Genomic DNA, 18,835 nt, shown 5'->3' with positions numbered 1-18,835 from the left:
ACCCCGTAAGCCGTACGTCCCCCCTGGAGCAGCACCCCCATGTCCCACACCCCCCACGTCTACGACTACGTCGTCATCGGCGGCGGCACGGCGGGCTCGGTCATCGCCTCCCGCCTCACCGAGAACCCCGACGTCACCGTCGCCGTCATCGAGGGCGGCCCGAGCGACGTCGGCCGCGACGACGTCCTCACCCTGCGCCGCTGGATGGGCCTGCTCGGCGGCGAACTCGACTACGACTACCCGACGGTGGAACAGCCCCGCGGCAACTCCCACATCCGGCACAGCCGCGCCCGCGTCCTCGGCGGCTGCTCCTCGCACAACACCCTCATCTCGTTCAAGCCGCTGCCCTCCGACTGGGACGAGTGGGAAGAGGCCGGTGCCAAGGGCTGGGGCGCCGTCCCCATGGAGGCCTACTTCGCCCGCCTCAAGAACAACATCGTCTCCGTCGACGAGAAGGACCGGAACGCCATCGCCCGCGACTTCGTCGACGCGGCCCGGTCGGCGCTCGGGGTACCCCGGGTCGAGGGCTTCAACCGCAAGCCGTTCACCGAGGGCGTCGGCTTCTTCGACCTCGCCTACCACCCCGAGAACAACAAGCGCTCCTCGGCGTCGGTGGCCTACCTGCACCCGGTGATGGACGAGCGGCCCAACCTCCGCATCTTCCTGGAGACCTGGGCGTACCGGCTGGAGCTGGACGGCACCCGCGCCGAGGGCGTCCACGTGCGCACCAAGGACGGCGAGGAACTGCTGATCCGCGCCCGGGGCGAGGTCGTCCTGTGCGCGGGCGCCGTCGACTCCCCGCGTCTGCTGCTCCACTCGGGCATCGGCCCCGCCAAGGACCTCGAAGCGCTCGGCATCCCCGTCGTCCACGACCTGCCCGGTGTCGGCGAGAACCTGCTCGACCACCCCGAGTCGGTCATCGTCTGGGAGACCCACGGCCCGATTCCCGAGAACTCCGCGATGGACTCCGACGCGGGCCTGTTCGTCCGCCGGGACCCCGGGCACGCGGGCCCGGACCTGATGTTCCACTTCTACCAGATCCCGTTCACGGACAACCCGGAGCGCCTGGGCTACGAACGCCCGCGGTACGGCGTCTCGATGACCCCCAACATCCCCAAGCCGAAGAGCCGTGGCCGCCTCTACCTGACCAGTGCCGACCCCTCCGTCAAGCCGGCGCTCGACTTCCGCTACTTCACCGACGAGGACGACTACGACGCGCGGACCCTCGTCGACGGCATCCGCATCGCCCGTGAGATCGCCAGGACCGAGCCGCTGGCCGGCTGGCTCAAGCGCGAGGTCTGCCCCGGCCCCGAGATCCTCGGCGACGCCGAGCTGAGCGAGTACGCCCGCAAGGTCGCGCACACCGTCTACCACCCGGCCGGCACCTGCAAGATGGGCGCCGCCGACGACGAACTGGCCGTGGTGGACCCGGACCTGAGGATCCGCGGCCTCGACGGCATTCGCATCGCCGACGCGTCCGTCTTCCCGACCATGACCGCGGTCAACCCGATGATCGGGGTGCTCATGGTCGGGGAGAAGGCCGTCGACCTGATCGGAGGTGACCCCCGATGACTCTCACCGTCCCCACCCGCAAACCCCCCACCACCACCGAGCCCGTCTTCTCGGTGTCCGGACTGTGGAAGGTGTTCGGCCCCAAGCCCGAGCGCGTTCCCGGGGACCCGGAACTCGGCACGCTGACCCCCGCCGAACTCCGCTCCCGCACCGGCTGCACGGCCGCCGTCCGGGACGTCTCCTTCGACGTCCGCAAGGGCGAGGTCTTCGTCGTGATGGGCCTGTCCGGGTCCGGCAAGTCCACCCTCGTCCGCTGCCTGACCCGCCTGATCGAACCGACGGCGGGCACCATCGCCATCGACGGCGAGGACGTCCGCGCGATGGACAAGACCCGCCTGCGCGAGCTGCGCCGGCACCGGGCCGCGATGGTCTTCCAGCACTTCGGCCTCCTCCCGCACCGCACGGTCCTCGACAACGTCGCCTACGGCCTGGAGATCCAGGGCGTCGGCAAGTCCGAACGCCGCGAGCGCGCCGCCGAGTTCATCGCCAAGGTCGGCCTCGAAGGCATGGAGAAGCGCCGCCCCGGCCAGCTCTCCGGCGGCCAGCGCCAGCGGGTGGGCCTCGCCCGGGCACTGGCGGTGGACCCCGAGGTGCTGCTCTTCGACGAGCCGTTCAGCGCCCTCGACCCCCTCATCCGCCGCGACATGCAGGACGAGGTGGCCCGCCTGCACCGCGAGGAGGGCCGCACGATGGTCTTCATCACCCACGACCTCACCGAGGCCCTCAGGCTCGGCGACCGCATCGCCCTGATGCGCGACGGCCAGGTCGTCCAGCTGGGCACCCCCGAGGAGATCGTCGGCGACCCGGCCGACGACTACGTCCGCGAGTTCGTCCGGGACGTACCGCGCGAACAGGTGATGACCTGCCGCACGGCCATGCGCCCGCTGTCCTCGGACGACACCGCGACCGGCCCGGCAGTCCGCCCGGAGGCCACGGTGGCCGAGGCCATCGAGGCCGTGGCCCGAGCCGGCGAACCGGCCCGCGTGATGGCCGAGGGCCGCTGCCTCGGGATGGTGGACCACGAGCAACTCCTGGGAGTGGTGGCAGGTGTGGACGCCGTGGCCGCGGAGGCACCCGCCGCAGCCGGCACAGCTGCGGGCAGTCGTGCCGCTGGGGCGGCACGGGTGGGCGCAGCGGCACCCGCCAAGCGCGGCCCGGCGACCCCTCCCGGTCCCCGCACCAGCCCGGAGGCCGTCTGATGGCAACGCTCACCGTCCCGACCTTCAGAACCAAGACCCCCCGCCTCCTGAAGAGCCGAGCCGTGGGCAAGCTCCTGCTGCTCGGGCTCGTCACCGCCGTACTGCTGCCCCTGCTCCACGGCGGATCCTGGCCCCGCGAGCTGACCGTCCACCTCGACAAACCCCTCACCACCGCCAGCGACTGGGTCATCGACAACCGGGACAGCCACCCCCTGTTCCTGTACTTCTTCGGCTACGTCAGCAACGCCGTCATCTGGGCCGTCCGAGCCGTCTACCTCACCCTCCTCGCCGCCGGCTGGGCGGGCGTGACGGCCTTCGCCGCCCTGCTCGCCTGGCGCGTGGCCGGGGTCCGCCTGGCCGCCGGCACGGCCGTCGCCTTCCTCGCCTGCGGCGCCCTCGGCATGTGGGTCCCGACCATGCAGACCCTCGCGCTGATGGTCGTGGCGGTCCTCGCCTCCGTCGTCGTCGGCGCGTTCCTCGGTCTCGCCGCCGGCCTCTCCGACCGCCTGGACCGCGCCCTGCGCCCGGTCCTGGACACCATGCAGGTGCTCCCGGCCTTCGCCTACCTCCTCCCTGTGGTCCTGGTCTTCGGCATCGGCGTCCCCGCGGCCGTCCTCGCCACCGTCGTGTACGCGGCCCCGCCGATGGCCCGCCTCACCGCGCTCGGCCTGCGCGGCGCCGACTCCGAAGTCCTGGAGGCCGTTGAGTCGCTCGGCGCGACCCGTCGCCAGCGGCTGCTGACCGCCCGTGTCCCGCTGGCCCGCAAGGAACTCCTCCTGGGCCTCAACCAGACGATCATGATGGCGCTGTCCATGGCCGTCATCGCCGCCGTCATCGGCGCGGGCGGCCTCGGCGACCGCGTCTACCAGGCCCTCGCCTCGGTCGACGTCGGCGCGGCCCTCGCGGCCGGCATCCCGATCGTGCTGCTCGCGGTGGTCCTGGACCGCGTGACCGCCGCCGCCGGGGACGGGGTGACGCGCAGCCGGACCATCGGCTGGCCCTACGCCCTCGCCGTCACCGTGGCCGTCGCCCTCGCCACCCGCCTCCTCGGCGCGCTGGACTGGCCCGCCGGCTGGACCCTGGGCATCGCCGAACCGGTCAACCGGGCCGTCGACTGGATGACCGCCCACCTGTACTCCGGCGTCCCGGTCGTCGGCGGCACCGCCGACTGGGCGGGCCACTTCACCACCTGGGTGCTGGACCCGGTCCGCGACGGTCTGCAGTGGCTGCCCTGGTGGGCGGTGCTGCTCGTCGTCGCCGCACTGGCCTGGCTGATCGGCACCTGGCGCACCGCGCTGACCGCCGTCCTCGCCATGGCCGCGATCGGTGTGCTCGGCGTGTGGGAGCCGTCGCTCGACACCCTCTCCCAGGTGCTGGCCGCCGTCGCCGTCACCCTCGCCCTCGGCTTCGCGGCCGGCATCGCCGCCGCCCGCAGCGACCGCGTCGAACGCGCCCTGCGCCCGGTCCTGGACGTGTTCCAGACCATGCCCCAGTTCGTGTACCTGATCCCGGTCGTCGCGCTGTTCGGCGTGGGCCGCGCGCCCGCCGTCGCCGCGGCCGTCGTCTACGCCCTGCCGGCCGTCGTCCGGATCACGGCGCAGGGCCTGCGCCAGGTCGACCAGGCCGCACTGGAGTCCGCGCGCTCGCTGGGCGCGACCGGCCGCCAGCAGCTGTGGCAGGTCCAGCTCCCGCTGGCCCGGCGTGCCCTGCTGCTCGCCGTCAACCAGGGCGTGGTCCTGGTCCTCGCCGTCGTCATCATCGGCGGCCTGGTCGGCGGCGGCGCCCTCGGCTACGACGTCGCGTTCGGCCTCGCCCAGGGCGACCTGGCGACCGGTCTGGTCGCCGGTGCCGCCATCGTCTGCCTGGGCCTGATGCTGGACCGGGTGACCCAGCCGACCCAGCCGCGTGCGAAGAAGGGAGCCTGACATGCGACGTCGTACGACCGCCCTGGTGGGCTCGCTGGTGCTGCTGACCGCCACCGGCTGCGGCGCCGCCGACATGACCAAGCAGGCCTCGCCCTTCGCGAACGCCGGGGGCACGAAGTCGGTCACCCTGTCCGTGCAGTCCTGGGTGGGCGCGCAGTCCAATGTGGCCGTCGCCCAGTACATCCTTCAGCACAAGCTCGGCTACCGCGTGGACACCGTCCAGGTCGACGAGGTGCCCGCCTGGGACGCGCTCAGCCAGGGCCGGGTCGACGCCCTCCTGGAGGACTGGGGCCACCCGGACCAGGAGAAGCGGTACGTCCAGGACAAGAAGACGATCGCGCGCGGCGGCGACCTCGGGGTGACGGGCCACATCGGCTGGTTCGTGCCGACGTACCTCGCCGAGCAGCACCCGGACATCACCGACTGGCGGAACCTGAACAAGTACGCCTCGCTCTTCCGCACCGCGGAGAGCGGCGGCAAGGGCCAGCTGATGGACGGCTCCCCGTCCTACGTCACCAACGACAAGGCGCTGGTGAAGAACCTGAAGCTGGACTACCAGGTGGTCTTCGCCGGTTCCGAGGCGGCCCAGATCACCCAGATGAAGCAGTTCGCCAAGGAGAAGAAGCCCTTCCTGACCTACTGGTACTCGCCCCAGTGGCTGTTCGAGAAGGTGCCGATGACGGAGGTGAAGCTGCCGCCGTACAAGGAGGGCTGCGACGCGGACGCGGCCAAGGTGGCCTGCTCCTACCCGCACACCCCGCTCCAGAAGTACCTCAACGCCGACTTCGCGAGGTCCGGCGGGAGGGCCGCGGCCTTCCTGAAGAAGTTCCGGTGGACGACGGAGGACCAGAACGAGGTCTCGCTGATGATCGCCGAACAGAAGCTGGACCCGCAGGAGGCGGCGGAGAAATGGGTGGACAGCCACCCCGCCGTGTGGAAGAAGTGGCTGTCCTGACCGGCGTCAGTCCGGGAGGCCGCCGGCGATCCCCTCCAGCGCGGCCTCGGCCCGCCGCTGGAGGCCCGGCCCGCGGCAGGGGCAGTACGTCCGCGGGGGCGAGGACCGGTCGTCGGCCGCAGTGGTCACCGTTCGGCCTCGTCCAGCGCCGGGCGACGGCTCACGCGTGCTGACCGGGCTGGTAGTGGCCCGGGGTCATCCGGAAGGTCACGCCGAACCGGTTCCAGGCGTTGATCACCGTGATCGCGGCCACCAGCTGTGCCAGCTCGGCGTCCTCGAAGTGCTTGGCGGCCCGCTCGTACACCTCCTCCGGCACGAAGCCGTCCGTCAGGACGGTGACCGCCTCGGTCAGCTCGATCGCGGCCAGCTCCTTCTCGGTGTAGAAGTGCCGGGACTCCTGCCAGGCGCTGAGCTGCACGACCCGCTCGACGCTCTCACCGGCGGCGAGGGCGTCCTTGGTGTGCATGTCGAGGCAGAACGCGCAGTGGTTGAGCTGCGAGGCGCGGATCTTCACCAGCTCGTACAGCTTGGGGTCCAGGCCCCGCCTGGCGACGCTGTCCAGGCGGACCATGGCCTTGTAGACGTCCGGGGCGTGCTCGGCCCAGGGCAGGCGCGGGGCTTCTTCGGCGGCGTATGCGACGGATTCCTGTGCAGTGGTCATGCCTCGACTCTAGGAGCGAGGCAGCCCAGGAGTATGGTCCATTTCCATGGCGGAATCGTGGGCCACTCTGGGCGTCGACCTGCACCTCGAACCGAGCGGGGCGGGCGGTCTGCGCCGGGGCCTGACCGACGCCCTGCGGGACGCGGTCCGCTCCGGCCGGCTCGCCCCCGGCACCCGGCTGCCGTCCTCCCGCTCCCTCGCCGCCGACCTCGGCATCGCCCGCAACACCGTCGCCCAGGCCTACGCCGACCTGGTCGCCGAGGGCTGGCTCACGGCCCGCCAGGGCTCCGGCACCCGAGTGGCACCCGGCACGCCCTCCGGCACCCGGGCACCCTCCGCCCCCGGAACGCCCCCCGCCACCACCCCGGCGACCTCGCACCGCGCCCCCACCCGCCCGCGCCACGACCTCGTCCCCGGCGCCCCCGACCTCGCCGCCTTCCCGCGCACCGAGTGGCTGAAGGCCACCCGCCGGGCCCTGGCCACGGCCCCCTTCCACGCGCTCGGCTACGGCGACCCGCGCGGCCGGCCCGAACTGCGCACCGCCCTCGCCGGCTACCTCGCCCGTGCCCGCGGCGTGCGCACCGACCCCGACACGATCGTGATCACCGCGGGCTTCTCGCACGCCCTGACCATCCTCGGCAAGGTGCTGCGGGCCCGGGGGGTGCGGACGGTGGCCGTGGAGTCCTACGGCCTGGACGTCCACCGGGCGCTGCTGCGGAACGCGGGCATGGCCACGCCCGCGCTGCCGTACGACGAACTGGGCACCGATCCCGGCGAGCCGGGGACCGCCGGCGCGGTGCTGCTGACCCCGGCGCACCAGTTCCCCATGGGCACCCCGCTGCACCCCGACCGGCGGGCCGCCGTCGTCGCCTGGGCCCGGCGCACCGGCGGACTGGTCCTGGAGGACGACTACGACGGCGAGTTCCGCTACGACCGCCAGCCCGTCGGCGCGTTGCAGGGCCTCGCCCCCGAGCGGGTCGTCTACCTCGGCACGGCCAGCAAGTCCCTCGCGCCCGGACTACGGCTCGGCTGGATGGTGCTGCCGCCGGCCCTGGCGGCGGAGGCGGCCTCGGCCAAGGGACACGCCGACACCGTCGGCGTGCTGGAACAGCTCACCCTCGCGGAGTTTCTTGCTTCCGGCGCGTACGACCGCCACGTCCGCTCCTCCCGCCTGCGCTACCGGCGCCGCCGCGACGCCCTCGCCACCGCCGTCACCGAGCGGGCACCGGAGGTGAGGGTCACGGGGATCGCGGCCGGCCTGCACGCGGTCCTACGGCTCCCGCCCGGCACGGAGGAGTCGGTGGTACAGGCGGCGGCATGGCAGGGCCTGGCCCTGCACGGCCTCTCCTTCTACCGCCACCCCCAGGCCGTCACCGATCCGCTGGACGCCCTGGTCGTCGGCTACGGCACACCCCCGGACAGCGCGTGGGCGGGGGCGCTGGAGGCGCTGCGCCGGGTGCTGCCGTGAGAGACGGCCGGCGACATCAGGGGCGCGGGGAACGGCGCGACAAGCCACACCCCCCCCCGCACTCGTGAGACGGCCCGGGCGAACCTACTCCACCGGCGCCTCCCCGAACCGCGCCAGTGCCAAGGCCCCCGCCACGGCCACCGCGAACCCCAGCGCGGCGAGCCACCCCAACCCCTCCCGCGTACGATCCCCGAGCCAGACCACCCCCACGGCGGCCGGCCCGATCGTCTCGCCGAGCACCATCCCGGCCGTCGCGGTCGTCACCGAACCCCGCTGGAGGGCCGAGGTGAGCAGCAGGAACGCGGCGCCACCGCCGAGCAGCAGCGCATAGGCGGCCGGGTTGCCCAGCAGCTCCCCCACCCGCAGCGAGTCGATCAGCCGTACCGCCACCTCCACCACCCCGAACCCGAGCCCGGCGCCGAGCCCCAGCAGCAGCGCCCGGGTCCGGCCGGACAGGCGCCCGCCGATCCCGCCGAGCAGCAGCACGCCGACCGCCGCCGCGACCATCGCGTACCGCAGCCAGGCGGGCCCGCCCCGGTCGCCCTCGGTGCCCGAGGCCAGCCCCAGCATGGCCAGCCCCGCGCACACCACCCCCACGGCGGCCCACTCCACCCCGCTCAGCCGGACCCGCAGCAGCCGCGCCGCCACCACCGCCGTCACCGCGAGGCTGGCCGCCAGCGCCGCGCCCACCGCGTAGATCGGCACCGACCGCAGGGCCGCGATCTGGAGCAGGAAGCCCAGCCCGTCCAGCGCGAGACCGGCGAGATACCGCCACTGCCGCAGCGCCCGCAGCAGCAGCGCCGCGTCCCCGCCGCCACCCCCCTCGGCGCCCGCCGCCCGCGCGGCCACCGCCTGCAACACCGTCGCCGTACCGAAGCAGACCGCCGCGCCAAGGGCGCACACCATTCCAAACAGCACGAAGTGACTCTAGGGGAGCGGCAGATCGAGGACCCACCGGGGGGAACACTCACACCGATCTCTAGGCTGACCGCCGAACACGGCATCCGAATCCGACGGGGGAGACACCACCATGGACCGCACACGCCGACCACTCCGTTCCGGCACGGTCGTCCTCGGTGGCGTGGGCCTGCTGGCCGCCGCGCTCACCGCCTGCTCGTCCGAACCGGACAAGCGCTGCGTCGACCGTGACAGCTACCACCTCGCCAAGGGGTACAAGGTCGTCCCGGACAAGAACTGCAAGACCACCGGCGCGTCAGGGAGGACGACGGGCAAGAAGGCACCGGGCGGGAAGGCGACCGTCCGGAAGAAGGCCGACGCCGCCTGGTACTACGAGGGCGAGGAGAAGGACGGCTGGGTCGACGGCGGCTCCTTCACCAAACCCGGCAAGGGCTCGGGCAGCGGCTCGTACGACGATGACGACGACCACCACAGCGGAAGCGGCGGAGTCCACCGCGGCGGCTTCGGCGGCGGCAAGGGCAGCTCCGGCGGCTGACCGGAACACGCGCATGGAACGCCGTACCATCACCCCCCGCCCCGGCTGGCAGCAGACCGTGGAGGCGCAGGGCCTGGTCTACCCGCTCACCCGCCACCCCGACGGCTCACTGCGCCCCTACTGGGACGAGAGCGCCTACTACGTCTTCTCCCTGGACGAGGTCGAGACGCTGGAGGAGACCGTCGAGGAACTCCACCGCATGTGCCTGGCCGCCGCCGCGCACATCGTGTCCGGGAACCGCCTGGCGGACCTCGGCATCACGGACCCGCGGGTGGCCGCCGCGGTCACCGAGGCCTGGCACCGGCGTGCCGAACTCCCCTCCGTCTACGGCCGTTTCGACCTGCGCTACGACGGCACGGGACCGGCGAAACTCCTGGAGTACAACGCCGACACCCCGACCTCGCTGGTGGAGGCGGCCTCCCCGCAGTGGTTCTGGATGGAGGACCGTTTCCCCGGCGCGGACCAGTGGAACTCCCTGCACGAACGCCTGGTGGACGCCTGGCGCGCCCAGTCCGCGCTGCTGCCTCCCGGCAGCCCGCTCCACTTCGCGCACTCCGCGGCCGACGAACTCGGCGAGGACCTGATGACGGTCGCCTACCTGAAGGAGACCGCCGAACAGGCCGGCCTCACCACCGACTGGCTGGCCATGGAGGAGATCGGCTGGGACACCCTCTCCGGCCGCTTCGTCGACAACCGGCTCCGCTTCATCCGCGGCATCTTCAAGCTCTATCCCTGGGAGTGGCTCACCACCGATGCCTTCGGCGGGCACGTCCTGGACACCCTGGACAACGGCGGCGGCACCGGCAGCACGCTGTGGATCGAACCGGCCTGGAAGATGCTCCTGAGCAACAAGGCGCTCCTCGCCATCCTCTGGGAGCTGTACCCCGGCCACCCGAACCTCCTCCCCGCCTACCTGGACGGCCCCCGCGAGCTGACCGGCACGACCGGCTACGTGGCCAAGCCCCTCCTCGGCCGCGAGGGCGAGGGCGTCACCGTCCACGAGCCCGGCGCCCCGCCCGCCCTCCGCGAAGAGCCCTGCTGCTACCAGCAGTTGGCCCCCCTCCCCGCCTTCGACGGCAACCACGTGGTCCTGGGCGCCTGGGTGGTGCGGAACGAACCCGCGGGCCTCGGCATCCGCGAGTCCACGGGCCTGATCACCGACGAGTACGCCCGCTTCCTGCCCCATGTGATCCTCTAGCCGGCAGTCGCCACAGCGTCCCCGAGCAGCGTCTCCACCGCCGCCCGGGCATGCCTCGCCGGGGCCGGGTCGCCGGTGATGGCGGCGGTGACGACGGCCCCCTCGGCGAGCAGGAAGACCGGTTCGGCCACCGGAGCGCCGGTGGCGCGGACCCAGGCCGTCAGCTGGTCGTGGAAGGCGCGCTTGTGGGCGCGTACCTCCGCCAGGACCGGCTCGGACGACGAGCCGAGTTCGCCGTGGGCGTTGATCCAGGCGCAGCCGCGGAAGCCGGGCTCCGCGAACCACGCGGCGAGCCAGTCGAAGACCGCCAGCACCCGTGCGCGGGGGTCCTGGACGCTCTCCACGTGGGCGGCGAGGTCCGCGCGCCAGCGCCGGTCGCGGTGCCTGAGCATGGCGACGACCAGGTCCTCCTTGGTCGCGAAGAGCCGGTAGATCCGCTTCAGGGGCAGACCGGAGGCCTCGCGGACCCGGTCCATGCCGACCGCCTGGATGCCGTGCGCGTAGAAGAGCGTCTCCGCCGCGTCCAGGAGCGCTTCACGGTCCAGGCGGTTCTGATCCTCGGTGACGGCGGCGGGCATGGGGTCTCCTCGACGTCGAGAACGAACGTTCTCTATCCTAGCCCCACCGATCGAGAGTGCTTGTCCTCGCTTCCGGTACTGATCACGCTTCGGACAGCACCGCCCGCAGCTGCTCCACCCCCCAGTCCAGGTCCTCCTCGCCGATCACCAGCGGCGGCGCGATCCGGATGGTCGACCCGTGGGTGTCCTTGACCAGGACCCCACGGGCCAGCAGCCGCTCGGAGATCTCCCGTCCGGTGCCCACCGCCGGGGAGACGTCCACCCCGGCCCACAGCCCCCGCCCCCGCACCGCCGTCACCCGGCCCGTGCCGAGCAGCTCGCCCAGCTGTCCGTGCAGCCGCTCACCCAGCCGCGCCGCCCGCTCCTGGTACTCGCCGGTCCGCAGCATCGCGATCACCTCCAGCGCCACCGCGCAGGCCAGCGGATTCCCGCCGAACGTCGACCCGTGCTCGCCCGGCCGGTACACCCCGAGCACCGCCGCGCTCGACACCACGGCCGACACCGGCAGGATCCCGCCGCCCAGCGCCTTGCCCAGCAGGTACACGTCCGGCACCACCCCCTCGTGCTCGCACGCGAAGGTCCGCCCGGTGCGCCCCAGGCCCGACTGGATCTCGTCGGCGACGAAGAGGACGTTCCGCTCGCGGGTCAGCTCCCGCACCCCGGCCAGATAACCGGCCGGCGGCACGATCACCCCGGACTCGCCCTGGATCGGCTCCAGCAGCACCGCCACCGTGTTCTCCGTCAGCGCCGACCGCATCGCGGTCAGGTCCCCGTACGGCACGATCTGGAACCCCGGCGTGTACGGCCCGAAGTCCGCCCGCGCCTCCGGATCGGTGGAGAAGCTGATCACCGTCGTCGTACGCCCGTGGAAGTTGCCGCCCGCCACGACGATCTTCGCCATCTCCCCGGGCACCCCCTTCACCCGGTACCCCCACTTCCGGGCCGTCTTCACCGCGCTCTCCACCGCCTCCGCGCCCGTGTTCATGGGCAGCACCATCTCCATCCCGCACAGCTCGGCCAGCTCCGTGCAGAACGCGGCGAACCGGTCGTGGTGGAAGGCGCGGGAGGTCAGCGTCACCCGGTCCAGCTGCCGCCGGGCCGCCTCGGTCAGCCGCCGGTTGCCGTGCCCGAAGTTCAGCGCCGAGTAGCCGGCCAGCAGATCCAGATGGCGCCGCCCCGCCACATCCGTCAGCCACGCCCCCTCACCCGTGGCGATCACCACCGGCAGCGGGTCGTAGGTGGGCGCGCAGTGCGCGCCGGCGGCGGCGATGAGGTCTTCTGCAGCGGTCACGGCCTCTCCCGGAGACGACTCGGACTCGACGGTGACCTCCTTCTTATCCTCGCTCGCATGGTGGACGCGGGACCTGCCCCGCGCGGCGCGCCCGGTAGGCTGACGAGCGGGCCGTGACTGGCGCGCTGGGATGGGACGGACCATCAGGGAGCGGCCCGAGCGGGAAGAGTGCCGTGCGCCTGGGCCGAACGTGAACGCTGTACGCACACCGTCCGGAGGTCCCCGATGCCCGAGAATTCCGCCTCCCTCTCCACCGAGTCGACCGCCTTCCGTGCCGCCCTCGACGTGATCCGCACCGTCGAGCCACGCGTCGCCGACGCCATCGGCCAGGAGGTCACCGACCAGCGCGAGATGCTCAAGCTGATCGCCTCGGAGAACTACGCCTCCCCGGCGACCCTGCTCGCGATGGGCAACTGGTTCAGCGACAAGTACGCCGAGGGCACCGTCGGCCGCCGCTTCTACGCCGGCTGCCGCAACGTCGACACCGTCGAGGCCCTCGCCGCCGAGCACGCCCGCGAACTCTTCGGCGCCCGCCACGCCTACGTCCAGCCGCACTCCGGCATCGACGCCAACCTGGTCGCCTTCTGGGCCGTCCTCGCCGACCGCGTCGAGGCGCCCTTCCTGGAGAAGACCGGCGCCCGCCAGGTCAACGACCTGACCGAGGCCGACTGGGCCGAGCTGCGCCAGGCCTTCGGCAACCAGCGCATGCTCGGCATGTCCCTGGACGCCGGCGGCCACCTCACCCACGGTTTCCGCCCGAACATCTCCGGCAAGATGTTCGACCAGCGCTCCTACGGCACCGACCCGGCCACCGGCCTGATCGACTACGAGGCCCTGCGCGCCCAGGCCCGCGAGTTCAAGCCGCTGATCATCGTCGCCGGCTACTCCGCGTACCCCCGCCTGGTGAACTTCCGGATCATGCGCGAGATCGCCGACGAGGTCGGCGCCACCCTCATGGTCGACATGGCGCACTTCGCCGGCCTGGTCGCGGGCAAGGTCCTCACCGGCGACTTCGACCCGGTCCCGCACGCCCAGATCGTCACCACGACCACCCACAAGTCGCTGCGCGGCCCGCGCGGCGGCATGGTCCTGTGCGACGACTCCCTCAAGGACCAGGTGGACCGCGGCTGCCCGATGGTCCTCGGCGGCCCGCTCCCGCACGTCATGGCCGCCAAGGCCGTCGCCCTGGCCGAGGCCCGGCAGCCCGCCTTCCAGGACTACGCGCAGCGCATCGTGGACAACTCCCGCGCCCTCGCCGAGGGCCTGACGCGCCGCGGCGCCACCCTCGTCACCGGCGGCACCGACAACCACCTGTGCCTGATCGACGTCGCCACCTCCTACGGCCTCACCGGCCGTCAGGCGGAGGCAGCCCTGCTCGACTCGGGCATCGTCACCAACCGCAACGCCATCCCGGCCGACCCGAACGGCGCCTGGTACACCTCCGGCATCCGCATCGGCACCCCCGCGCTCACCACCCGCGGCCTCGGCACGGCGGAGATGGACGAGGTGGCGGGCCTGATCGACCGCGTCCTCACCACCACCGAACCGGGCACCACCAAGTCCGGCGCCCCGTCCAAGGCGGCCCACGTGCTGGACGAGAAGGTCGCCCAGGAGATCTCCCAGAGGGCGACGGACCTGGTGGCGGGCTTCCCCCTCTACCCGGAAGTCGACCTGGGCTGATCAACGCCCTCAGGGGCAGCCGACCCAGGGGCGCGGGGAACTGCGCGACCAGCCAGGACCGGTCCGCAGTCCCCACGCACCGAACCACCCCCCACCTCTCGGGCCAACCACACCCTGGGCCTCTGAGAGAATGGGCAGCATGGCCACTGCTGATCGCCCCCGCGTGCTGTCCGGCATCCAGCCCACCGCCGGCTCGTTCCACCTCGGCAACTACCTCGGCGCCGTCCGCCAGTGGGTGGCCCTGCAGGAGTCCCACGACGCCTTCTACATGGTCGTCGACCTGCACGCGATCACGGTCCCGCAGGACCCGAAGGAGCTGCGCGCCAACACCCGGCTCGCCGCCGCCCAGCTGCTGGCCGCCGGCCTGGACCCGGACCGCTGCACGCTGTTCGTGCAGAGCCACGTCCCCGAGCACGCCCAGCTGGCCTGGATCATGAACTGCCTCACCGGATTCGGCGAGGCCAGCCGCATGACCCAGTTCAAGGACAAGTCCGCCAAGCAGGGCGCCGACCGGGCGTCCGTCGGCCTGTTCACGTACCCGATCCTCCAGGTCGCGGACATCCTGCTGTACCAGGCGGGCGAGGTGCCCGTCGGCGAGGACCAGCGCCAGCACATCGAGCTGACCCGCGACCTCGCCGAGCGCTTCAACGGCCGCTTCGGCGACACCTTCACGATCCCCAAGCCGTACATCCTCAAGGAGACGGCGAAGATCTACGACCTCCAGGACCCGACGGTCAAGATGAGCAAGTCGGCGTCCACGCCGAAGGGCCTCATCAACCTCCTCGACGAGCCGAAGACCACGGCCAAGAAGGTCAAGAGCGCCGTCACCGACACGGACACGGTGATCCGCTACGACCCCGAGAACAAGCCGGGCGTCTCCAACCTCCTCACCATCTACTCCACGCTCACCGGCAAGACCGTCGCCGAACTGGAGCAGGAGTACGAGGGCAAGATGTACGGCGCGCTCAAGACGGACCTCGCCGACGTCATGGTCGAGTTCGTCACGCCGTTCCGCGAGCGCACCCGGCAGTACCTGGACGACTCGGAGACGCTCGACGCGGTCCTCGCCAAGGGCGCCGAGAAGGCGCGTGCCGTCGCCGCCGAGACCCTCGCGCAGGCGTACGACCGCGTGGGCTTCCTCCCGGCCAAGCACTGAGGCGTACGACCGCACGGGTCCGCGCGGGCAGAGCGCTGCACATCACTTCCGCCGCGCCTGCCCGAAGGACATCCGTGGCCGTACAGTCGATAGCCGACGGCCGGGACGAGACGGCCGAGAAGACGACAGACGCGACGACAGGAGACGACGTGGGGACCGTAACGATCGGCGTGTCGATCGCGGTCCCGGAGCCTCACGGCAGCCTGCTCCAGGAGCGGCGCGCGGGCTTCGGCGACGCCGCGGCTCACGGCATCCCCACGCACGTCACACTGCTGCCGCCGACCGAGGTGGACGAGGCCGACCTGCCGGCGGTCGACGCGCACCTCTCCGAGGTCGCCACCGCGGGCCGGCCGTTCCCGATGCGGCTGTCCGGCACCGGCACCTTCCGGCCCCTGTCGCCGGTGGTCTACGTGCGGGTCGTCCAGGGCGCCGACGCCTGCGCCTGGCTCCAGCAGCGCATCCGGGACGCCTCCGGCCCGGTGGCGCGCGAGCTGCAGTTCCCGTACCACCCGCATGTCACCGTCGCGCACGGCATCGACGACGCGGCGATGGACCGCGCCTTCGAGGAACTGGCGGACTTCGAGGCCGAGTGGCCGTGCACCGGCTTCGCGCTGTACGAGCAGGGCGCCGACGGCGTCTGGCGCAAGCTGCGCGAGTACACCTTCGGGGGGCCCGTGGTACCGCCCCAGCCGGGCCACACGGAAGTCGAACGGGGCACGATCGCCAGCCGTTAGGCCATCAGCCAGCGGTACACCACCCGGGGCGCATGCCGCAGGACCGCCAGCAGCAGACGGAGCACACCCGGCACCCACACCGTCTCCGAGCGGCGGCGCAGGCCCAGTTCGATCGCCGTGGCGACCGCCTCCGGCGTGCCGGCGAGCGGTGTCCGCACCCGGCCGGCCGCCTGTCCCGTCCGGACGGACCCGGGGCGTACGACCATGACGTGGACGCCGGTGCCGTGCAGGGCGTCGCCCAGGCCCTGGGCGAAGACGTCGAGGCCGGCCTTGCTGGAGCCGTAGATGAAGTCGGCCCGGCGGGCGCGTTCGGCGGCGGCGGAGGACAGCACGACGAGGGACCCGTGGCCCTGGGTCTGCAGAGCGCGCCCGGCGACCAGGCCGGCCGAGACGGCCCCGGTGTAGTTGGTCTGGGCGACCCGCACGGCCCGCACCGGGTCGCGCTCGTCGTGCGCCTGGTCGCCGAGGATGCCGAAGGCGAGCAGCACCATGTCGACGGGCCCGTCGGCGAACACCTTGCCGAGGACGGCCTCGTGGGACTCGGGGTCCAGCGCGTCGAAGGCGACGGTGTGCACGTCCGCGCCGAGCGCGCGCAGGCTCCCGGCGGCGCTCTCCAGCGCCAGGGAGGGGCGGCCCGCCAGCCACACCGTGCGGGTGCGGCGGGCGATCAGCCGGCGCGCGGTGGCCAGCGCGATCTCGGACGTGCCGCCGAGGACGAGCAGGGACTGGGGCAGATCGGTGGCGTCCTTCATGACAGCTGACCGTATCGCCCGCATATGACCGTTCTGCTGAAGAAACGCGGTGTTGACGCGCATGCGCAGCGGGCACAGTCGGATCATGGACTGGCTGAAGAGGCTCCCCGGCATCGGGCCGATCGTCACCCGGCTGATGCTCACGCACGCGTGGCGGTGCTACGAGCGGCTGGACCGGGTGAAGTGGGCCCGGCTCGCCGCCGCCATGACGTTCGTCAGCTTCGTGGCGCTGTTCCCGCTGCTGACCGTGGCCGCCGCGATCACCGCCGCCACGCTCAGCCCGGCCCGCCAGAAGACCGTGGAGCACCGGATAGCCGACCAGTTCCCGGGCCTGGCCGACCAGCTCGACCTTACCTCCCTGGTGCAGAACGCGGGCACGGTCGGCGTCATCGCGGGCGCGGCCCTGCTGTTCACGGGCATCGGCTGGGTCGGCCAGGTCCGGGACTGCCTGCGCGCGGTGTGGGAGCTGCCGGACCGCGACGAGAACCCGGTCGTCACCACGGCCAAGGACACCGGCATCCTGCTCGGCTTCGGCGGCGCCCTGCTGGTCACCCTCGCCGCGTCCACCCTCGCCTCGGCCGCCGTCGGCCTGGTCTCCCGGCAGATCGGCCTGGACGAGCACAGCTGGGGCAGCGTCCTGCTGCGGATCACCGCGTTCGCCGTCGCCGTGCTCGCCGACTTCCTCGTCCTGCTCTACGTCCTGACCCTGCTGCCCGGGGTCGAACCGCCACGCCGCCGCCTGCTGGTCGCCGCGCTGCTCGGCGCGATCGGCTTCGAACTGCTGAAGCTGCTCCTCAGCGGCTACATCCAGGGGATCGCCGCGAAGAGCGTGTACGGCGCGTTCGGTGTCCCCGTGGCACTGCTGTTGTGGATCAACTTCACCGCCAAACTGGTCCTGTTCTGCGCCTCCTGGACGGCGACACCCAGCAAGGAGGCGGACCTCAGGGACGCGTCCGACGGCGCATCAGATCCGGCAGCGGCCACCGGCGGTTGACCAGGAACGCCCCGCCCCCGAACAGCACCAGCAGCCCGCCCACGACGGCCAGGGCGATCCCGACCCCGCTGGAGCCGGACGCGGCGGTGGCACTCGCCACGGGCTTCGACCCCGGCCCACCGGTCCCGCCCGCCCGCCCCGACCCCTGCTCCGGGTCCTGCGCGGCGGACGTGCCGGGGCCGGGCTGCGGGGTGGCTGACGCGGCGCTCTTCGGCGGCACCAGCTCGCCCACCGCGTTGACCTTGCCGACGGCCTGGAAGCCCCAGTCGAACAGCTTCGCCGTCTCCTTGTAGACCTCGTTGTGCTCGCGCTTCTCCGGGTTCATCACCGTGACCAGCAGCACCTTGCCGTTCCGCTCGGCGACCCCGGTGAAGGTGGCGCCCGCGTGCGTGGTGTTGCCGTTCTTCACGCCCGCGATGCCCTGGTAGACGGGGACGTCGGTATCGCCGCTCAGCAGCCGGTTGGTGTTCCGGATCTCGGCGGAGCCGAACTTCGCGCTCACCGTCGAGCAGTAGTCGCGGAAGTCCTTCTTCTGCAGCCCGGAGCGGGCGAACAGCGTCAGGTCGTACGCCGACGACACCTGCTCCGGAGCGTCGTAGCCGTCCGGCGAGACCACGTGCGTGTCCAGGGCCTGGAGTTCCTCGGCGTGGTCCTGCATGTCCTGGACGGTCTGCTTGATGCCGCCGTTCATCTGGGACAGCACGTGCACGGCGTCGTTGCCCGAGCGCAGGAAGACCCCGAGCCACAGGTCGTGGACGGAGTAGGTGGCGCCCTCCTTTATCCCGACCACGCTGGAACCGACGCCCACGCCCTTGAGGTCCGACGGCGCCACCTTGTGCTGGGTGCCCTTGGGGAACCGGGGCAGCACGGTGTCCGCGAACAGCATCTTCAGCGTGCTCGCCGGGGGCAGCGGCCAGTGCGCGTTGTGCGCGGCGAGGACCTCCCCGGACTCGGCGTCGGAGACGATCCAGGAACGGGCGGTGAGGTCCTTGGGCAGGACCGGCACACCCGGGGCGAGGTTGACCTGCGTGCCCGGCATGCCGAGCCGGGCGCCGCCCACGGTGGACATCCGGGCCGGGGGCGTGGCCGTCGGGCTCGTCGAGGGGGTCGGCGCGGCGAGGGCGGCGGGTGCGGTGACGGACAGGGACAGCAGGGTGGCGGAGGTGACCAGCAGGGATCGCCTGACGGTCGTGTTCGGTGCGGGCACGACCGAGAACGT

18 protein-coding genes are annotated in these 18,835 nt (G+C 72.4%); 11 read left to right on the top strand and 7 right to left on the bottom strand.

The features are described from left to right. Positions 1 to 39: 39 nt before the first annotated feature. Genes AB0L21_RS05415 through AB0L21_RS05400 form a run of 4 tightly spaced genes read left to right on the top strand, consistent with a single transcriptional unit; the run spans position 40 to position 5,651 of the window. Positions 40 to 1,572, top strand: coding sequence for a GMC oxidoreductase (locus tag AB0L21_RS05415; RefSeq protein WP_365782384.1), 1,533 nt, complete (start codon positions 40 to 42; stop codon positions 1,570 to 1,572). After that, entirely contained in the window at positions 1,569 to 2,771 is a 1,203-nt protein-coding gene (locus tag AB0L21_RS05410) for a glycine betaine/L-proline ABC transporter ATP-binding protein (RefSeq protein ID WP_365782382.1), read from the top strand. The genes AB0L21_RS05415 and AB0L21_RS05410 overlap by 4 nt, the downstream gene beginning before the upstream one ends. Beyond that, positions 2,771 to 4,696 carry an ABC transporter permease subunit gene (locus AB0L21_RS05405; protein ID WP_365782380.1) on the top strand — a complete coding sequence of 642 codons (1,926 nt, stop codon included), beginning with the start codon at positions 2,771 to 2,773 and terminating at the stop codon, positions 4,694 to 4,696. Before AB0L21_RS05410 ends, AB0L21_RS05405 begins: the two co-directional genes overlap by 1 nt. A 1-nt stretch (position 4,697) precedes the next feature. Next, positions 4,698 to 5,651 (top strand): ABC transporter substrate-binding protein, encoded by a 954-nt coding sequence (locus AB0L21_RS05400; protein ID WP_365707650.1) that lies wholly within the window; start codon positions 4,698 to 4,700, stop codon positions 5,649 to 5,651. Between the two features lie 6 nt (positions 5,652 to 5,657). On the opposite strand, the gene AB0L21_RS05395 is transcribed toward AB0L21_RS05400, so the two are convergent. Together AB0L21_RS05395 and AB0L21_RS05390 are read right to left on the bottom strand one after the other, a co-directional pair. Beyond that, positions 5,658 to 5,780 (bottom strand): hypothetical protein, encoded by a 123-nt coding sequence (locus AB0L21_RS05395; RefSeq protein WP_365707648.1) that lies wholly within the window; start codon positions 5,778 to 5,780, stop codon positions 5,658 to 5,660. Positions 5,781 to 5,811: 31 nt separating this feature from the next. After that, positions 5,812 to 6,312: a carboxymuconolactone decarboxylase family protein gene (locus AB0L21_RS05390; protein ID WP_365707646.1), complete on the bottom strand. Its 501-nt coding sequence runs from the start codon at positions 6,310 to 6,312 to the stop codon at positions 5,812 to 5,814. A 46-nt stretch (positions 6,313 to 6,358) separates the two neighbouring features. Here AB0L21_RS05390 and AB0L21_RS05385 point away from each other — a divergent pair, with 46 nt between their 5' ends. Then, a complete protein-coding gene (locus tag AB0L21_RS05385; RefSeq protein WP_365782378.1) occupies positions 6,359 to 7,780 on the top strand; it encodes a PLP-dependent aminotransferase family protein in 1,422 nt (473 codons plus the stop codon). Between the two features lie 84 nt (positions 7,781 to 7,864). On the opposite strand, the gene AB0L21_RS05380 is transcribed toward AB0L21_RS05385, so the two are convergent. Continuing rightward, positions 7,865 to 8,686, bottom strand: a complete 822-nt coding sequence (locus AB0L21_RS05380) for a hypothetical protein (RefSeq protein ID WP_365707724.1) — start codon at positions 8,684 to 8,686, stop codon at positions 7,865 to 7,867. A gap of 124 nt (positions 8,687 to 8,810) precedes the next feature. Here AB0L21_RS05380 and AB0L21_RS05375 point away from each other — a divergent pair, with 124 nt between their 5' ends. Together AB0L21_RS05375 and AB0L21_RS05370 are read left to right on the top strand one after the other, a co-directional pair. Continuing rightward, entirely contained in the window at positions 8,811 to 9,233 is a 423-nt protein-coding gene (locus tag AB0L21_RS05375; protein WP_365707642.1) for a hypothetical protein, read from the top strand. A gap of 13 nt (positions 9,234 to 9,246) precedes the next feature. Next, positions 9,247 to 10,431 carry a glutathionylspermidine synthase family protein gene (locus AB0L21_RS05370; RefSeq protein ID WP_365707640.1) on the top strand — a complete coding sequence of 395 codons (1,185 nt, stop codon included), beginning with the start codon at positions 9,247 to 9,249 and terminating at the stop codon, positions 10,429 to 10,431. Here AB0L21_RS05370 and AB0L21_RS05365 read toward each other — a convergent pair. Both AB0L21_RS05365 and rocD read right to left on the bottom strand, forming a co-directional pair. Then, positions 10,428 to 11,009 (bottom strand): TetR/AcrR family transcriptional regulator, encoded by a 582-nt coding sequence (locus tag AB0L21_RS05365; protein ID WP_365707638.1) that lies wholly within the window; start codon positions 11,007 to 11,009, stop codon positions 10,428 to 10,430. The two genes, AB0L21_RS05370 and AB0L21_RS05365, sit on opposite strands and share 4 nt — an antisense overlap. Positions 11,010 to 11,091: 82 nt before the next feature. Continuing rightward, positions 11,092 to 12,300 carry an ornithine--oxo-acid transaminase gene (gene rocD, locus AB0L21_RS05360; RefSeq protein WP_365782376.1) on the bottom strand — a complete coding sequence of 403 codons (1,209 nt, stop codon included), beginning with the start codon at positions 12,298 to 12,300 and terminating at the stop codon, positions 11,092 to 11,094. Between the two features lie 225 nt (positions 12,301 to 12,525). Here rocD and AB0L21_RS05355 point away from each other — a divergent pair, with 225 nt between their 5' ends. The 3 genes from AB0L21_RS05355 to AB0L21_RS05345 all read left to right on the top strand — a co-directional run bounded on the left by AB0L21_RS05355 (position 12,526) and on the right by AB0L21_RS05345 (position 15,870). Next, on the top strand, positions 12,526 to 13,980 hold the full coding sequence (locus AB0L21_RS05355) for a glycine hydroxymethyltransferase (protein ID WP_365782374.1): 1,455 nt from the start codon (positions 12,526 to 12,528) through the stop codon (positions 13,978 to 13,980). A 139-nt stretch (positions 13,981 to 14,119) separates the two neighbouring features. Continuing rightward, positions 14,120 to 15,136 (top strand): tryptophan--tRNA ligase, encoded by a 1,017-nt coding sequence (gene trpS / locus AB0L21_RS05350; RefSeq protein ID WP_365707632.1) that lies wholly within the window; start codon positions 14,120 to 14,122, stop codon positions 15,134 to 15,136. Between the two features lie 149 nt (positions 15,137 to 15,285). Next, a complete protein-coding gene (locus tag AB0L21_RS05345; protein ID WP_365707723.1) occupies positions 15,286 to 15,870 on the top strand; it encodes a 2'-5' RNA ligase family protein in 585 nt (194 codons plus the stop codon). On the opposite strand, the gene AB0L21_RS05340 is transcribed toward AB0L21_RS05345, so the two are convergent. Next, positions 15,867 to 16,622, bottom strand: a complete 756-nt coding sequence (locus AB0L21_RS05340; RefSeq protein WP_365782372.1) for an SDR family NAD(P)-dependent oxidoreductase — start codon at positions 16,620 to 16,622, stop codon at positions 15,867 to 15,869. The two genes, AB0L21_RS05345 and AB0L21_RS05340, sit on opposite strands and share 4 nt — an antisense overlap. An 85-nt stretch (positions 16,623 to 16,707) precedes the next feature. Between AB0L21_RS05340 and AB0L21_RS05335 the strand changes: the two genes are divergently transcribed. After that, the gene (locus AB0L21_RS05335; RefSeq protein WP_365782370.1) at positions 16,708 to 17,616 is read left to right on the top strand and encodes a YihY/virulence factor BrkB family protein; all 909 of its coding nucleotides are present in this window, start codon (positions 16,708 to 16,710) and stop codon (positions 17,614 to 17,616) included. Here AB0L21_RS05335 and AB0L21_RS05330 read toward each other — a convergent pair. Beyond that, positions 17,564 to 18,823: a D-alanyl-D-alanine carboxypeptidase gene (locus tag AB0L21_RS05330; RefSeq protein WP_365782368.1), complete on the bottom strand. Its 1,260-nt coding sequence runs from the start codon at positions 18,821 to 18,823 to the stop codon at positions 17,564 to 17,566. The genes AB0L21_RS05335 and AB0L21_RS05330 overlap by 53 nt on opposite strands. Between the last annotated feature and the right edge of the window lie 12 nt (positions 18,824 to 18,835).

Source organism: Streptomyces sp. NPDC052721, from assembly GCF_040678315.1.
In the GTDB taxonomy this organism is placed as follows: domain Bacteria; phylum Actinomycetota; class Actinomycetes; order Streptomycetales; family Streptomycetaceae; genus Streptomyces.
Note: the sequence above shows the minus strand (reverse complement) of the source record. Positions and strands in the feature narration are given on the sequence as shown.

What these genes read in the sequence shown, in the direction of transcription:
- AB0L21_RS05340 (WP_365782372.1), bottom strand. Translation starts at nt 16,622, where the DNA reads ATGAAGGACGCCACCGATCTGCCCCAGTCCCTGCTCGTCCTCGGCGGC.
- AB0L21_RS05375 (WP_365707642.1), top strand. Translation starts at nt 8,811, where the DNA reads ATGGACCGCACACGCCGACCACTCCGTTCCGGCACGGTCGTCCTCGGT.
- trpS (WP_365707632.1), top strand. Translation starts at nt 14,120, where the DNA reads ATGGCCACTGCTGATCGCCCCCGCGTGCTGTCCGGCATCCAGCCCACC.
- AB0L21_RS05415 (WP_365782384.1), top strand. Translation starts at nt 40, where the DNA reads ATGTCCCACACCCCCCACGTCTACGACTACGTCGTCATCGGCGGCGGC.
- AB0L21_RS05405 (WP_365782380.1), top strand. Translation starts at nt 2,771, where the DNA reads ATGGCAACGCTCACCGTCCCGACCTTCAGAACCAAGACCCCCCGCCTC.
- AB0L21_RS05410 (WP_365782382.1), top strand. Translation starts at nt 1,569, where the DNA reads ATGACTCTCACCGTCCCCACCCGCAAACCCCCCACCACCACCGAGCCC.
- AB0L21_RS05365 (WP_365707638.1), bottom strand. Translation starts at nt 11,009, where the DNA reads ATGCCCGCCGCCGTCACCGAGGATCAGAACCGCCTGGACCGTGAAGCG.
- AB0L21_RS05355 (WP_365782374.1), top strand. Translation starts at nt 12,526, where the DNA reads ATGCCCGAGAATTCCGCCTCCCTCTCCACCGAGTCGACCGCCTTCCGT.
- AB0L21_RS05390 (WP_365707646.1), bottom strand. Translation starts at nt 6,312, where the DNA reads ATGACCACTGCACAGGAATCCGTCGCATACGCCGCCGAAGAAGCCCCG.
- AB0L21_RS05335 (WP_365782370.1), top strand. Translation starts at nt 16,708, where the DNA reads ATGGACTGGCTGAAGAGGCTCCCCGGCATCGGGCCGATCGTCACCCGG.
- AB0L21_RS05385 (WP_365782378.1), top strand. Translation starts at nt 6,359, where the DNA reads ATGGCGGAATCGTGGGCCACTCTGGGCGTCGACCTGCACCTCGAACCG.
- AB0L21_RS05380 (WP_365707724.1), bottom strand. Translation starts at nt 8,686, where the DNA reads ATGGTGTGCGCCCTTGGCGCGGCGGTCTGCTTCGGTACGGCGACGGTG.
- AB0L21_RS05370 (WP_365707640.1), top strand. Translation starts at nt 9,247, where the DNA reads ATGGAACGCCGTACCATCACCCCCCGCCCCGGCTGGCAGCAGACCGTG.
- AB0L21_RS05400 (WP_365707650.1), top strand. Translation starts at nt 4,698, where the DNA reads ATGCGACGTCGTACGACCGCCCTGGTGGGCTCGCTGGTGCTGCTGACC.